The sequence below is a fragment of the Planktothrix sp. FACHB-1355 genome, assembly GCF_014748295.1.
In the GTDB taxonomy this organism is placed as follows: Bacteria; Cyanobacteriota; Cyanobacteriia; order Cyanobacteriales; family Aerosakkonemataceae; genus Aerosakkonema; species Aerosakkonema funiforme_A.
In genome coordinates, this window is the sequence record NZ_JACJUP010000032.1 from 1 (window position 1) to 15817 (window position 15817).

Here is a 15817-nt window from a genome sequence, read left to right on the forward strand (position 1 = left end):
ACATTAAAATCCCGTAAGCAGACAAACGGATTTTGAAACGGATTTTGACAGATCTATGTTGCCAATTTGGGCCCAAATCTGGCCAAATATAATTTTTGAATACCGTCAAAGGTCGAAAAACAGGCCAAAAAGCCATAAATTTAGGAACTATCTTTTTAATAAAGGAGTAATATTACACCCCTTCACCCTAAAATTGACTACCAACACACCTAAACAGCATAAAAATATGCAAATAATCATTTTGTTTGGAGCTGAATCGTTAGATTATATGGACTAGGTAGTGAGGAGTAAAAAAAATGGCAAATATCACCGGAACAATAGATAGTGAATTTCTTGCTGGCACACTAGCACCAGACTTTATTCTTGCCCTAGCAGGTAACGACACAGTTCTAGGCCAAGCAGGCAACGATACCATTTACGGAAACGAAGGCCAAGATAGCTTGCGAGGCGATGACAACGAGGACTACTTGCAGGGCGACCAAGACAACGACATCATCTATGGCAACCTTGGCAATGACACAGGTGTTGGTGGCCTTGGCAACGATACCATCTTTGGCAATGAGGGTATGGACCTTCTCAACGGCAATGACGGTAATGACGTTGTGAATGGCAACGAAGGTGACGATACCTTGTTTGGCGAAGATGGCCAAGACTATCTCCGGGGCGGTGCAGACAACGATCGCTTATTCGGCAACCTGGGCAACGATACCCTATACGGCGATTTGGGCAACGACTCGATTCAGGGCAACGAAAATGATGACCTAATTAACGGCAACGAAGGGCAAGATGTTCTCAACGGTAACGAAGGCAACGATACCGTCCGGGGTGGTATGGATAACGATACCGTTCGGGGCGGTATGGACAATGACAAATTGTACGGTGACGAAGGGAATGACACCGTTTATGGCGACCAGGGTAACGACTCCGTATTTGGCGGCGACGGAACAGACCTTTTATATGGTAATGAAGGTAACGATGCCATCAATGGCAACGAGGGCAACGATACTGCCTTTGGAGGACAAGGCAATGACACCATACGGGGAGGCATGAACAATGACTCCCTTCTCGGTGACGAAGGGAATGACACCCTCTATGGCGATTTGGGAGACGACAGCCTCTATGGCGGTGGCGGCAACGATTTACTTTACGGCGACCAAGGATTGGAGTCTGATTTTGGCGGGGATGGTAACGATGTTATTTTCGGTAACGAAGGCTTAGATACGATTTACGGTTTAGGCGGTAACGACCAGTTGTTCGGCAACGAGGACGATGACGTACTCAACGGCAACGAAGGTCAGGACAGCATTTTCGGAGGTATGGGCGATGACGTAGTACGGGGAGGCATCGGCAATGACTCCCTCTTTGGCGATCGCGGACGAGACACCTTATTCGGCGACCAGGGTGCAGATACCCTCACAGGCGATAGTGGCGGTGAAACTAACACTGATGTCTTCGTCATCGGTCGCGGTACCGGTGGTTCTACCAAAACTGATGCCGACTTGATTACCGACTTTCAACTTTGTATAGATTTAATTTCACTAAGTGGTGGTGTCAGTTATGGCGATTTAAATATCTTTCAAGGTACGGGAGGCGATGTCGCCAACACCATTATTCAGGACAAGACCACCGGCGAGTTTTTGGCAGTCTTGCAGAATGTCGATAGCAATTCGATAGATGGTGCTGCTTTCACTCCAAGAGGGCCTGAAAGGGTCAGTATTACAGCCACCAATCCCACGACGATCGAATCCACACCAACTACAGCACCAGGTTTGTTTACCGTTTCCGTCCCTTGCGATACCGATGAAGACCTCAAGGTAAATTACGTCATTTCCGGTATAGCTATCAACGGTACAGACTACCAAACCCTTAGCGGTAGCGTGATTATTCCAGCTGGTGCTAGCAGCGCGACAATTCCGGTTGTAGCTATTGACGATACACTTGTCGAATCGAATGAAACGGTAATAGCTAGTTTGACTGCCGGTACGGGTTACGATGTGGCAGCTTCCCCCAAAAACACGGCTACTGTCACAATTTTGGATAACGATGCGTTAACTCAAACCACGGTCAATATTTTTGCCAGCGACCCACTTGCATCTGATGCCACTCCCGCCGATCCAGGCCAGTTTACGATCGCCCGCACAGGAGACCTGACCCAACCGCTTACCGTCAATTACACTCTCTCGCCTTTAAGCACTGCTACTAAAGATACCGACTATAAGTCTACGCCAACGCTGAGCACCAGCATTACTATTCCAGCAGGTTCCGATCGCGCAATCATCGATATCAACCCGATCTCCGATAGCGCGATCGAAGGCAATGAAACGATCGCCTTGTTTTTAGGCGGCGGTGCCAATTACACGGTGGGGCCTGCTAACAGTGCCACCGTAATCATTACCGATCCGCCAGCAGCAGCAAAACCGACCGTCTTCGTTACCGCACCCAATCCTACTGCTTCAGAGGCTGGTGGGAAGCCCGGTACGTTTCAGTTTGCACGTACTGGAGGCGATATCAACCAGTCAGTTACAATCAATTACGTTATCACAGGTACAGCTACACCCAACACTGACTATTCCTCGACTGTTAGTGGTAACAGTATCACTATCGCTGCCGGTAAAACTGTCTCCGATCTAATTAGCATCACAGCCACAGCGGACGCCATTAGTGAACCGACTGAAACAGTGACTGTGACCATATCTGAAGATACGGGTTATTTTGTAGGTTCCCAGGATATGGCTACAATCAATATTCTGGATAATAACCTATTAAATGTACCCGTACCCGCTCCCAATCGGGTACTCCGTTTTGCACAGTCGGGTGGCAACGCGATTGGCAATCATGCCACCATCACGGAAGCGGTCAATGCAGCCGGTAATAATGAGATCATTTTCGTGCTACCCGGTACTTATAACGAACCAGGCACCATTGTTATCAACAAGCCATTAACAATTCGCGGGCCTAATGCCGGTTTGAGCCCCTCCACTGGTTTGGCAGGTGCCCCTGCTATTGTTAGGGCACCCGCAGGTGCGCGAGTTATTGACATTGCCTCTGGTGTCAATAACGTTACAATTGAGGGTCTGAGAATCGATATCCAAGGAGAAAATGCCATCCTGGATAACGATGCCAGTAATAACATCATCATTCGTCAAAATGAGTTTACCGGAACCGGGCCAGCAACGGGTGGTGTAATGCGCTTCGATTATCAAGGTGCATCCGGTTCCTCTTTAACTGTGCAAGACAACTTAATTCGCGACCTTGCATTCAATGCAGGCAGTAGCACCAGCGGTATTCAGGCATTCCGGGTTGACACGTTGAGGATTACGGATAACACCATTGCCAGCGTACCCGGGCCGGGAATCGCCGCCGATGCAATTACCAACGCTGCGAGTGTAATTAATAACAATACCGTCAGCAACACCGGGCAACAGGGCATCCAGCTGGCAGGTGGTAGCGCGACGATCGCAAACAACGATATCACCAATACAAACACCACAAGCGGTGCGGATAGGGGCGGTATCCGATTGCGGGATTCCGGTCTGACAACTACAAAATTGGGAACGGTAAATGTCAGCAGCAACACGATCACGAACTCGTTCAATGGTATAGCGATCGCAGATGGCACAAATATTACAGGTGCAGTCAAGATCAATTTCAACAACATCATCGGTAACTCGAATGCCGCACTGTACCACGGCGGGACTGGTGCTTTGAATGCAGAAAATAACTGGTGGGATTCTGCAAATGGCCCGACAATCGGCGGCACCGGACGGAGTGCGATCAACGGTTCCGGCGGTACAGCTGCCAACGTAGACTTCAACCCATTTGCTACCCAACCGTTCTAAAACCAAGCTGGCAGGAGTCTCTACCTAGAGTGGGAGAATTAATCTTTTCCCGCTCCCACTCCTTCTTACCTATCCCCTAGCCCGCTAAAATTGAGGGAGGTCAAGAAATTCCAGATTTGAAGCTTATGATTCCAACCTGGAAAACAACAGGCCAGGTTGGAATCTCAAATCTAAAATCAGCAATTTTGTTCACAATCAGAACGCGCAGTACCGACCCATAATCTTTGGTTTGGGTCTTTATTGCGCTTAGCAATATAAAAGCAGATCGATATCAATAAATCATGTTACAATATGGACAACTGGTTAACACAGTAGTGTAAAAGCTCTAACGCTCAACACACAAACTAACTTAACCAAACCCTATTGAGCGGAAAAAACTATTTCTCTTTTTAGGGAGCGATCCCTTACAAAAGTTATCACGACACAAGCTCCCAACCAGTATCTCTGGAAAAGCGATGGGTTTATCCCTATAGAGAAAAAATCCCCAACAATAATCTTTGATTTTAGTTGGATCTGTTCAAATTATTGAGTCTTACTCACAAGTTAAGCTTCCATGACCTCTGAGGTTTTAGTCGAAAAGAAAAAGTTGGAAAACCCGCCGCTCGAAATTCGGGTCTTGGGCGATCGCGCCTTGCGTCAACCAGCAAAGCGTATCGCTAAAGTAGACTCAGAAATCCGAGATCTCGTGCGAGAAATGCTACAAACTATGTACAGCGCCGATGGGATCGGTCTGGCTGCACCGCAGGTGGCTGTACAAAAACAACTGATTGTGGTAGACTGCGAGCCAGATAACCCGGCCAATCAGCCTCTGGTTTTAATCAATCCCACGATTAAAGCATTGACCCGCGACTTGTGTGTAGCTCAGGAAGGTTGTTTGAGCATTCCAAAAGTTTACCTGGACGTCAAACGTCCAGAAGCTATTGAAGTTGCTTACAAAGACGAGTACGGTCGCCCTCGAACGCTGAAAGCAACAGGCTTGCTCAGTCGTGCCATTCAGCACGAAATGGATCACCTCAACGGAGTACTCTTTGTAGACCGGGTAGAAAATAGTTTGGCGCTTACTCAAGAGTTAAACAAGTACGGATTCTCGACCCAGGCTGTCAAACCAGTTGGATAATTCGGAAAAAGGCAGTGAGTACACTAACTTCAAAAAGCGCCCTTTTGTTGGGCGCTTCCTGCGTATCAACGATCGCAGCAGTGGGTTCAATATTCGAGCTCTCTTCTGGAGAACCCCAGTTGGGTAGCTTAGCAACAACTATTATTTTGGCAATCAGCCTGCCGCTGGGTGGATTTTTGTTCTATGCTGCCGTTAAAGACGCCAAAGAAAACCAACAGCAGTGAATAGTCAGAAAAATTAAAAATTAAAAGTTAAAAATGAGAAGTTTTTTGCATTTTTAATTTTTAATTAATTCCATAGGGAGTAGATTTGACTGGACATCACTTTATTTGAAAACAAAAAACTACTGACTCTTGGCAAATGAAAAGTGACATTTCTGAGGCATTTCTCCGGCAATTGCCGACTGAGAGTGCAGATGAAGCAGAACGTCGCTACTCGCTTGAGACTGCTGACGAAATTGTGCTTGGGCGAGATTTAAACTGTCAAATTGTGCTGGACTCCAACATATACGGAATGGTTTCCAGGCGTCATGCGTCAGTCAGCCACATAACCAAATTTGCAGGCGCTCCACCCAACTGGCTTGTTTGCGATCTCAAAAGTGCAAATGGCACCTATGTAAATGGCCAACGGCTAGAAGGATGTCGTATTTGTCGAGAAGGCGATCGGATCGTACTGGGGCAAAACGGCCCAGAATTCATCTTTGAAGTCATAAAAACTACCCAGACTGCTGCTAGCACTCCCTCCTCACTAAGAAACGCTCCCAGCCCACAAGTTGAATCTAGTCCTACCATAAGACCTTCTCAAACAGAGTCTGTTAGTTTTACTCAGCTGTTTCCCATTTTTTCAACCGGACGCGAACTGACTCAAAAAGCCTACTTGCTTCCAGGCATCATCACAGTGGGATTTGTAGTCTTGATGTTTGCTGCTGTAGGCAACCCTATGGTATTCAACTTGGTGCTGGCTTCATACTTGGCAGGAGCCGCTTATTACTTCGTTTATCAACTTTGTGGCAAGCATAAACCTTGGTGGATGCTATTAGCTTGTGCCTTGGTTACTGTATTAATTTTACTAAGTCCGCTACTCCCTTTATTTATAGTTATTTTTCGCCAAATTCTGCCAGGAAGTTTACCAACAAATTTCGAGAACTTAACTTTTCCGATTCTACTCATCCGAATGTTTTTCGGAGCCGGCTTGATGGAAGAGTTGCTCAAAGCCTTACCCGTGCTAGGCGCTGATTTGCTGGGACGCCGCTTACCACCTGCTTGGCGCGAAAGAATCGGAGTAGTAGAACCCCTTGATGGGATTTTGCTGGGAACATCTTCTGCTGTTGGCTTTACCCTAATGGAAACTTTAGGGCAGTACGTACCTCAGATTATCCGGGATGCGACATTTCAGGTGGGGGAAGGTGTAGGGGAGTTGGTGGGATTGCAACTGCTGATTCCTCGGATTTTAGGCTCTGTCGCCGGACATATGGCATACAGCGGCTATTTGGGCTATTTCATTGGGCTCAGTAGCCTGAAGCCTCGTCGGCGCTGGCAAATCCTTAGCATAGGCTACCTCAGCGCGGCAGTACTTCACGCTTTATGGAATGCAACTGGTATTATTAGTCCCTTTGTCTTGGCCTTGGTAGGTGTGCTGTCCTATGCTTTTTTGACAGCAGCTATTCTTAAGGCTAGGGCTTTGTCACCAAGGCGAAACGCTGTCCTCACGCCTCGTCGATCGAAAACATAGCTACTACCTTTATGAATCGCCTCTAGATTCCAATTCAGCAAAGGCGTAGCGAGCTATTGCCAAACTTAAGCGTGCCTGTTCCATCTTCGATAATTCAGCAAAAGGAACACCTCTAACAGTTCCCAGCACAGATTCGATCGCTTCCGTTTCTGCTCCCCGCATAGCATAAGCTAAAGGACGAGCCATCACCAATAAGTCTTCTTCTTCCCAGCCTAAAGCCAGTTGCTGCACGCACTTTACCAAACGTTCTGCCAAACATAAATTTGTTGACATCAAATTTTTGGCCTGTTTGGCGATCGTCTCTAGAGTTACCTGCGGGACGCGAGAAGCAAACCTCTGGTACAAAGCCCCTAAAATAGGCAGATCTAAAGCCAACGCTTCCACATTGTCTGGAACCTTTTCCACCCAAAGTCGGTCAAGGTGTGCAAACAAAGTCTGCGATCGAGCCTCTACATCAACCTCCAGCCAATCATCTAAAACGAAAGCCTTTTCTAGTTCGGCAAAATAAGCTTCTGATTCCGGATGAGTGGTATTCCAGCAATAGGTTGTTTCATCTTGCAGAAGTGCCTGCACCAGATCGTGTTCTGCTTGGGCGGTGAAATCGGGAGAATATTCCGAATACCTGGTTTCACTTGCCATAATTCAACTCCTGAATCTTATTTTTTACCAACGCTGTCCGCAGGGTGACTACACCAGCACTTCCACAAGTTCCGCAACCCTTGAGATTCTCTTTCTCTATCAATATCCAAACTCAGAAATAGTGGAATGCCAATTCTCTTCCACCATTTTTTATTACAGATTGGCTTTCCAGTGGCACAGGTGAGGTATTTTAATTTTGTCCCAAGTTCCTACTTATGGGGCAGATTCCCGATTTCCCAGTCAAGTAACAACCGCACGATGGAGACATCAATATCCTCAACCATCGATTACAAATTCCCAAATCTGCCCGTGGGAACTACCAAACTTTAACTGAGATCCAGATTGCAAGGGAGCTTCTTGGTGATGAACTTTTCGCCAACCCCCAGTTCCCAAAATCAGCGTACCGAAGCGAGAAAAATCTCGCAGGAAATATGTCGGTGGGGAGTTACTGTCCAAAGGATCGCCGCGACAAATAATTTCTGCGTGTCTTTGCGAAACCCACTTTTCGCAGATCGTCAAATCGTTATCCTGCTGGCGACGTCCTACTCGCATCAATCCACCACGAATTGGCCAGAATTTATTTGTCGATCCTAAAGGACGCACAAAAGCAGCTCGTTCTCGTCCGATCCAAGTTAAAGAATTTTCCGGTAATTCGGTAATACTTTCAGCCAGAGGTTGTAGCAGTTCGCCATCAAACTCCGGGTGCATATACAGAACAGGTAAAGTCCAAGCTGGTTGATTGAACTTATACAGGGTCAGCAACTGCTGTCTAGCTACGGCCACCGCCCGATCGATCGGCATCCGTTCCGCCAAAGCACGAGCAAAAGCTTTGATAAAGCTAATTGCTTCCTCATCAGCAATAGCATCCCGCATTGCCAAAACCGCTGGTACACCGTGATGCAGCAGCACTTCTGCCAAACTGCTACGGGGAATAGGCTGATGATTGTGTTCTGCCGATCGAGCTCCCCAGCAAGCGTTAAAAACTGCCAGCGTCACCTGGCAACGAGTCAGTACTTGTGCCAATTCTGTACCGTTCATGGTGACACCGGGCCGCAAAAACAGCAAGCCTCCATCAGGTGCAGGTTCACCGTGACCGGCATAAAAGAAAACATTGTAAGCGTTGCTTTCCAGGCGTGCAGTTAGTTCCTCTGGAGTGGGCATAACTAAAGTATCTACCAGGCACGGTACCAGGGTAGCAGTACCGTTAGGACTGACGTTGCCGCTACTTTCAAGAATTTTAGCGAGAGCAAGTGCCTCTTGTTCGAGTTTTAAGTTTCCCAAAGATGAGGGTTGCCTGGGGGCATCTTGTTGACCTAAAACCAGCAGTATGTTTAAGGCTTGCTCTGGTTTAAGGGGAGGTAGAGGAGCAACATCGCTGGTGGTGCGACTGAAAAGCAATTGCTGACTTAAAGAAATTGCCTGTTTTCCGGCCTGGGGCTGCATAATTTCCCAAGGCAGAGTTATTAAGTCTGGGTCGCGAATTTCCAGACGTAGCCGTAAAGGTTGATTTTGTCCAATGGCAATTCCTTGACTGCGATCGAGACTGCTTTGGATCGCCCCTTCAAATAGCCACTGCCAGAGTTGTATTCCTAGCTGCTGCATCAAACGACCGCCGTAGCTAGTTGTGGAACCTAAAGGAGACGACACAACTACCATTGTTGGAGCTAAAGCTACTTGGACTGCTGGAAGCTTTTGAGAACTGGACAAGCTGAGAGGGGAAAACATCTCCTGCCAAGCAAGCCAGGTTTGGGTTAAGCTTTCCGGCCAAATGCAGTCGTGGTGGAGGTATCCACCAGGTAATGGGGCTTTTAAAACCCATATGGCAAAATGCTCTGCCTCAGCAGCTACCAGGCGAGCTACGCTTAAGTTGAGGCAAGGACTCTCAGATGGCGACATTCAGAACCCTTGATACTGGATCTGGACTGGAGCAATTTTTTTCACCAGTTTTCTTTCAGTCTATCTATTCTTCAGACTGAATTTATTAACGATTTGCCCCTGGACTAGCAGAGGCTCCACTACCAGTACATTTTCCCAGCCCAGCAGCTTTTTGAATGGAATTTTGGCTAATGTTCGATTCAAGCTCTACTTGTCGAATCCATCCTTCTTGGGCTGGTATAACTAAATTATAAGTTGCTGGAAGCTTCTGTGAGTTAAGCGTGGCAGGAATTTTGCATACTTTAAGTTTCAGCCAGCTGTCTCCATCTCGAACAGCTTTACTTTTTATTTCGAGGATAGTACCTTCTGGGATTACCCCGATCGCATTTTGTTTTTGAGGCCCTTCATAAAGCAAAAGAGGAGATCTGGGGCTTTGGGAATTGTTAGCGATCGAGACTGCGATCGACAATCCCGGACTCAACGAGAGGGGTGAACGACTGGAAACAGGGCTTTCCTGGGATGAACTGTGTGGCTTGGTTTGACCGATAGAATCCGGATTCGACACAGGCAGATCGCCCCATTTACCCACAGTAAAGTAGACCAGTGCCGTACCCAATCCCAGCAACAAAGCGATTCCACCTAACAGGGGTAACAGACTGGGTTTGGCAAGCCGAGTAGGTAGGAGCTGAGTCTTAAGTGTGGAGGGAGTGCCAAAATCTTGAGTTCGAGCTGAAGCAGAATATGCAACCGATTCGGGGATGACTAAAGTGGGAGCCATACCCGCCGATTTGTCTCTAACCTGGCAATAAACTAAGCCTACAGTAACGTTATCGTGACCGTTTTGGGTGTTGCCTATCTCGATCAGTCTTGCTGCCGCTGTCGCCAGGTTTATTTTGCCTTCTAAAACTGGCACGATTTCTGTATCCCAGTATTGCTCTACGCGATCGCTATCGCTCAAACCATCAGAACACAGCATAAAAATACAGTCTTCATCAATAACAAACCGCTGTACTGTGGGATGCAAGTTGTTTGACGAACTCATACCCAATGCCTGAACCAAAGACCCAGATCCGATCTGTTGCAACGCTTCTCGGTATAAGGTATAGCCCAGCCGCACTTCCCGGCTGGCCACATCATCGTCTACAGTAATTTGATGGCAACTGTGGCGCGTAATCCAGTAGACTCGGCTGTCCCCAATATGAGTAATGTACATCTCGTGGGCTTGAGTCAAAGCCATTACCAGTGTTGTGCCCATACGTTGCCTGTCGTACCGCCCTTCGCTATCGTTGCGTTGACTGATAAGATCGTTGGCATTGCAAATTGCACGTTCTAATTCCGAGCTCAAATCAACCAGATCGTTGGACGGCAATATTTTTAAGCTGCCCAATGAGCCAACGCGATCGTCAACTGCATCATCTGCAAGCTGGTGGTTCTGCCAGCGAGATGCCTCCGCAACGACTGTTTCTATCGCTAAGCTGGAAGCGACATTGCCGCCTTCGTGTCCGCCAATCCCGTCGCAGACAACAGTTAAAGCTTGAGAACCCGCAGGGACTTGGTAGAAATTACCGCTATCCGGGTAGCAGGCATCTTCATTGCGTAGTCTGGTCGGGCCTGTATCTGTGTAGCTGGCAATTTGATAGATGCGTTCTTGGGATTGCCCTACTGTATACAGAGCGCCATCTAACTGAGCTAGTAAATCTTCGGGAAATAGCTGGCCTTTGATCGTACTTTGGCACAATTGAACCAGAAAATCTGCGATCTCTGGCTGTGCCTTTCCCGCCCATTGCAACCACAGCTGACCCAACTCGCTTAAGTTCGGTTCCTCTCGATCCTGGCGTAATTCCAACAAGCGCACGATCGGCCCTTCCACTCGCAGCAGCTTTGGTTTCAGCAAACTAGCCGTGACACCCGCGATGCTAAAAGGTTGCCAAAGTTGGGCAATTTGCCACAGCCAATTGAGCTGCCGGATTGCTGGGGCATTTTCCCAAGCTGTGGCTAATTCTGTCATTAGGTTGGGCTTTAAGCTTTTAGCATCGGTGCAAATCGGAGCTTCTTCGAGCAGCCAAATTACTTCCTTTCGGCTTTTTTTGAGCGGTGGTAAGAGTCCGTAAACTTGGGGAACGTGTAACCGATAGGGGAAAAGATACAAATAGGGTGCGATCGCATCTGTGATATCTTGCGGAAATAAGGGTACTAGCCCTGGTTTGGTGTCCAGCAAAATTCTGTCGCGTTTGAGGACATAACGCTCTGCCAAAAGCTTCCCTGGCTTATAAGCTTCTATCCCAGAACCGACCGCCCACAAATACCGTTTTGGTATGGGGGTACGACATTTCTGGCAAAACTTGTGACTCTCTGGGTTAGGAGCCTGACAGTGCGTATTCGGGCAAGTAATTTGAGCGGCGTCTCCCATGAAGATTTTTTCACTCCAAGGCTTCGGGATTTGGCCGATGATATGCAGGGGTCTGCAAGAGAGCCTACTTGTAGTCAAATTGCCAAATCGGTTGATAATCAACGATTGTAGCGTTTGACTATCCATCTTCTCTAACTATTTAGATATAAGACGTTCTCTCTATTAGCTTTGATTCGATCGCGCAGCTGAGTCCGATCCTGATGGTGGATAATAAGGCTCAGTGGTACTTTGCTTCATCAGTTGAGGCCAAAGGATCAAAAAGAAGCCCATCCAAATTAACACTGGTAGGGACACTACAACTGTCACCCAAACAGTTTTGAATAATAACCAGCTTAAGCCGATCAGCCCGCTCCCGGTGACTGCAATCGACCAAGGCTGACACCACCAAGGTTTGTACCCCCAAGGGTTCAGATCGATTTTCGATTTTGGATCGTCGGACATAAGATGATAACTTGGTTGTAAAACGGATGAAGTATTTGCTAGACAATACCTACAATATCTAATATGCACTAAATTACAGGAGGCAACCTCGGTCAGGTAGGGGTGAACCCCCGCTTGAGCGATCGCGGCGGAACATATAAATTTAGAAATCGTTCCTTAATTACCAATCGTTGCAGAATCTAAATATCTGCTTTCCTAATTCTTTCTTTCAAGAGCAATGTAAATTGGTTAAGCTTTCCGCTCCGATTCTTTAGGCTCTTGATTACCTGTATTTAGGATTGGTTCAAATCGATCTAAACTAATAATTTTTTTGCTGGTTGCTATGCCCACACCTATATTCGACCGTCATCTAGAGAAAACAGTCCCTACTTCAGAATCTTCTGCGCTCGCAGAAATTCATGAAGGTATTACCTACTTAAAAAGATCTCAGACTCTCCTTTATCGAATGCTCAACATTGATACTTGGGCAATTGTATGTACGATGGAGGATTTCGATCCTGGATTTTGGGGTCGGTTCATGGCTAATCGTCAAGCAGCTTTTACAGAATTTTTAGCACAAAAGAAACGTCAGCGTTCCTAAGTTCTTTTTTTGTCAATATTTTTAATATTTTTGCTTTGCGATGCCAGACTAAAAGGCTTTCACAACTTATACTGAGCGAGCATAACCAGCCATTTTCCACTTAGCCATTTGACCAGAATTAACTATGCCCAAAACGGGTTTCTACAGCTTGGTTTGGCGGCATCAATATTTTTAATACCGCCGCCAAAGCCAAGTACAAGTATCTTAGAATCTATTGTTTATCTTGTTCGGCTGCTACTTGAGGTAAACCCATACTGTGGTTAAGAACGCGAGCATTGAGGTTATAACTAATTTCACCCTTTTGCAGGAGAGAACGCACGAAATGTTCTAAATCCGAACCGATGCGACGGATATTGTATTCCGTTAAATTCTCTCCGCTAGATGACTCAACAAGTTCATCAAACTTTCGATAAACTTTTTGCAGAGATTCTTCGTTCCAATTTAGTTCATTGTCTGGATCGACATCCAAAGTTAAAACGCTGTCGCTGGGAACTAACTCATTGTTCTCAACTTCGGCAGTAAAAATGCGGATGTGGCGGGTTGTAGACTTGAGCAACATAGTCGCAGTGTTGTAAAGCTAGTACTGGCCAACCTATTGTAAACCTTTGTTACGGCAATTACGCTTTGAAAATAGACTCATAGAGTCTTTAGGCAGATACCGAACTTGATTTTTAACGAGCAATCATACCTGTCTGACGGGCATAGGCGAAAATTCCCCCTGCTTCAATCACAGGCCCCACTTCTCCAATTGGCTTGAGATCGTAAATTTTCCCATGCGTGTGGTCGATCAGTTGATTTTGCTCAAAGTCGATCGAAACTTCCTGACCGGTTTCCAACACATCACACAAACGCTCGACTGACTCCCAAGGGTAAAGTTCGCCAGTAGCCGAGCAATTGCGGAAAAAGATGCGGGCGTAGGACTGGGCTACAACAGCTTTTACCCCAGCAGCCCCTAGAGCAATGGGCGCGTGTTCTCGCGAGGAGCCGCAGCCGAAGTTTTCTCCCGCTACAATTATGGGATAGGGCGTCTTCATTTCTCCTGGCGCAATAAACTTACCGTAGCGATCGGGTAACCCTGCAAAAGCATAACTGCCGAGCTTTTCGTACTCATCTGGTTTAGAAGGAACCAACGTGAGGTATTCTGCTGGTATAATTTGATCTGTATCAATATTGTCATCAACAACAAAGATGATACCGCGAATTACTTTGCTCATAATAAATTTCCTGTTTACTTTTGCAGCTTTTTACTCGGCTAGGTGTACTTCCAGTACATCTTACATGAAAATGTAACCACCATATATATTAAAGCAATGTGATTTTTCTTCAGGATAGCAAGTCACCGTTCGGCTAAATTATCTAATTTTACATAAAATCTATTTTTTTCGCCTATGTAAAATAAGCCCTTTGTTGCTAAATTTAAGTTTTTGATGTCAAGTATGAGTCAAACTATTTAGAGGAAATGTTAAAATATTAAGTTTTGCAGAAGCAGTTAAAAAAGTCAATTGATTGATAAACTTGTATTCAAGTATGTATTAGTTTAAGGAGAAAAGTTAAATTTTGTAATTTTTTGTTTGAGGATAATCAGGAGCGGGTATATTATGGAATTTTAGCAAAAACAAGACTAGACCTCTGGAAACAGCATAAAACTAGAAAAATGTGAACTATAAGCTCAGGAAACCAAGTAAATTTAAAAGGAGGGGATTTGCCGGGACATAAAATGGTTACTGTGGATAAGGCTGGGTTAAAAGTGGTTTATTAATCGATAAATATAAGGTCTATAAACTCTTTCAAAAGAGCTAATTTTTCCGCTGTCAGACCCAAACTGAAATATCCCCAGCTTCTTTGCAGTCATGCCATCAGGATTGAAATAGAAAAATCTTGTAGATAAATCGAGAAAGACTGGTCACAATACACAAGACAGTACAGTAGCAATTGACTTTTGCGATCGAAAAACTTTTTTAATAACGCTCGCCTTCAATGGTGTGTTGATTTGGATTCTGGCTTTCCCTTTGGAGAATAAGGACAGAGCCATCGAGCCAATATATCTGGCTCCCAACGGACAGCCCCAGCGAAGCTAAAGTCTTTCGATCGAATCCGAAAACAGCAGCCAATCTCAGTCTGGAGAAGCACTTTGGCTTGCAAGCATAGCAAATAAATCTAAAACCCATGACAAACTAGATATAGAAAACCAGTAATTGAACCCAACCATAACCAAGCGAAGAAGAAACTTATGAAAGCGTCTGCAAACCGTATAATTTCATCGCCAGCAGCCCTAATTCTCAAGCTTGTCGGCACAATCTTGATTTTGTCTTTTGTGATTGACACGGTAACCCTGCCTCTGACTATCCCGTCCTTTCACCTGCAAGAGGAAGCTTGGCAAATAAACCTGACAACCCAGCTTGTCGAGCGAGGATTTATCCCTATGCTGGGGATAGCTTTGCTATTTGCTGGCTCTTGGATGGACGATCAACTAGACCCGCAGGGAAGCGGTCAACCCTGGCAATTAGTGAAAGTAGGGGCGCTCGTGCTTTCCGGTATTTTAGGCTTAGCATTCCTGGTTATTACTTTTGTTCACGTAAACAATGTCAGTAAGGCTAGCAATGAGGCGATCCAGAGAATTGAGCAGCAGGCAACTCAAGCAGAAAGCCAGCTTAACAGTGAAGGTTTTAGAGCCCAAATCGAACAGCGCCGAGGCCAAATTAAAACCCAAATCAGCGACTTGCTCAAAGACGAACAGAGACTGGGCCAAGCACTCCAAAGCCAGCAAGTGTCAAACGAACTCAAAACAATATTGCAGCAGTCTAAAGACAATCCGCAAGTAGTGGATGAATACTTGGATCGGCAAGCCAAACAGTTCAGCAATCAAACGCTAACCCAAGTAAGAGAACGCAAGCAACAATTGGAAAAACAAGCCAAGCGGGCAGCTTTGAAGTCTCAAGTGCAAATAGGAGTGAGCAGCGTGTTCCTCTCCATTGGCTACCTGATCATTACCGGAACGGGATTGGGCGGTTTGTTGTCTTCTCCCCAAATAGGGTCTCGCAAAACACCTAAGCGTTAGTAAGCTTTGCTTAGGTGATGACGCTATTCCGATCGTCAGGAGAAACTGGGAATTTGTATGTGTCCAATCAAAGCCGGATCTTTTTGTAAATCGTAAGTTTTTCATGTTCTCGATTTATATTCTCACC

General features: G+C 46.1%; 12 protein-coding genes. 6 read left to right on the forward strand and 6 right to left on the reverse strand.

The features are described from left to right. The first annotated feature begins 296 nt into the window (after positions 1–296). The 4 genes from H6S82_RS03375 to H6S82_RS03390 all read left to right on the forward strand — a co-directional run bounded on the left by H6S82_RS03375 (position 297) and on the right by H6S82_RS03390 (position 6687). A complete protein-coding gene (locus H6S82_RS03375; protein ID WP_190465045.1) occupies positions 297–3839 on the forward strand; it encodes a Calx-beta domain-containing protein in 3543 nt (1180 codons plus the stop codon). A gap of 553 nt (positions 3840–4392) precedes the next feature. Then, positions 4393–4956 carry a peptide deformylase gene (gene def, locus H6S82_RS03380; protein WP_190465044.1) on the forward strand — a complete coding sequence of 188 codons (564 nt, stop codon included), beginning with the start codon at positions 4393–4395 and terminating at the stop codon, positions 4954–4956. A gap of 14 nt (positions 4957–4970) precedes the next feature. Further along, a complete protein-coding gene (locus H6S82_RS03385) occupies positions 4971–5180 on the forward strand; it encodes a hypothetical protein (RefSeq protein WP_190465043.1) in 210 nt (69 codons plus the stop codon). 136 nt (positions 5181–5316) lie between these two features. Continuing rightward, positions 5317–6687 carry a PrsW family glutamic-type intramembrane protease gene (locus H6S82_RS03390; RefSeq protein ID WP_190465042.1) on the forward strand — a complete coding sequence of 457 codons (1371 nt, stop codon included), beginning with the start codon at positions 5317–5319 and terminating at the stop codon, positions 6685–6687. 9 nt (positions 6688–6696) lie between these two features. Here H6S82_RS03390 and H6S82_RS03395 read toward each other — a convergent pair whose 3' ends face one another. From H6S82_RS03395 to H6S82_RS03410, 4 genes are all read right to left on the reverse strand, one after another. Continuing rightward, positions 6697–7326, reverse strand: coding sequence for a hypothetical protein (locus H6S82_RS03395; RefSeq protein ID WP_190465041.1), 630 nt, complete (start codon positions 7324–7326; stop codon positions 6697–6699). A gap of 276 nt (positions 7327–7602) precedes the next feature. Next, the gene (locus H6S82_RS03400; protein WP_190465040.1) at positions 7603–9222 is read right to left on the reverse strand and encodes a CHAT domain-containing protein; all 1620 of its coding nucleotides are present in this window, start codon (positions 9220–9222) and stop codon (positions 7603–7605) included. A gap of 85 nt (positions 9223–9307) precedes the next feature. Next, positions 9308–11737, reverse strand: a complete 2430-nt coding sequence (locus tag H6S82_RS03405) for a protein phosphatase 2C domain-containing protein (protein ID WP_242056802.1) — start codon at positions 11735–11737, stop codon at positions 9308–9310. Between the two features lie 36 nt (positions 11738–11773). Then, positions 11774–12052: a DUF6737 family protein gene (locus tag H6S82_RS03410; protein WP_242056803.1), complete on the reverse strand. Its 279-nt coding sequence runs from the start codon at positions 12050–12052 to the stop codon at positions 11774–11776. Positions 12053–12374: 322 nt separating this feature from the next. On the opposite strand from H6S82_RS03410, the gene H6S82_RS03415 reads away from it, so the two are divergent. Next, positions 12375–12632, forward strand: a complete 258-nt coding sequence (locus H6S82_RS03415; protein ID WP_190465039.1) for a hypothetical protein — start codon at positions 12375–12377, stop codon at positions 12630–12632. Positions 12633–12843: 211 nt separating this feature from the next. Here H6S82_RS03415 and H6S82_RS03420 read toward each other — a convergent pair whose 3' ends face one another. After that, positions 12844–13191, reverse strand: coding sequence for an NAD(P)H-quinone oxidoreductase subunit M (locus H6S82_RS03420; RefSeq protein ID WP_190465038.1), 348 nt, complete (start codon positions 13189–13191; stop codon positions 12844–12846). A 112-nt stretch (positions 13192–13303) separates the two neighbouring features. Beyond that, positions 13304–13846: a 3-isopropylmalate dehydratase gene (locus H6S82_RS03425; RefSeq protein ID WP_190465037.1), complete on the reverse strand. Its 543-nt coding sequence runs from the start codon at positions 13844–13846 to the stop codon at positions 13304–13306. A gap of 1016 nt (positions 13847–14862) precedes the next feature. Between H6S82_RS03425 and H6S82_RS03430 the strand changes: the two genes are divergently transcribed. After that, the gene (locus H6S82_RS03430) at positions 14863–15690 is read left to right on the forward strand and encodes an HpsJ family protein (RefSeq protein ID WP_190465036.1); all 828 of its coding nucleotides are present in this window, start codon (positions 14863–14865) and stop codon (positions 15688–15690) included. Positions 15691–15817 lie beyond the last annotated feature (127 nt).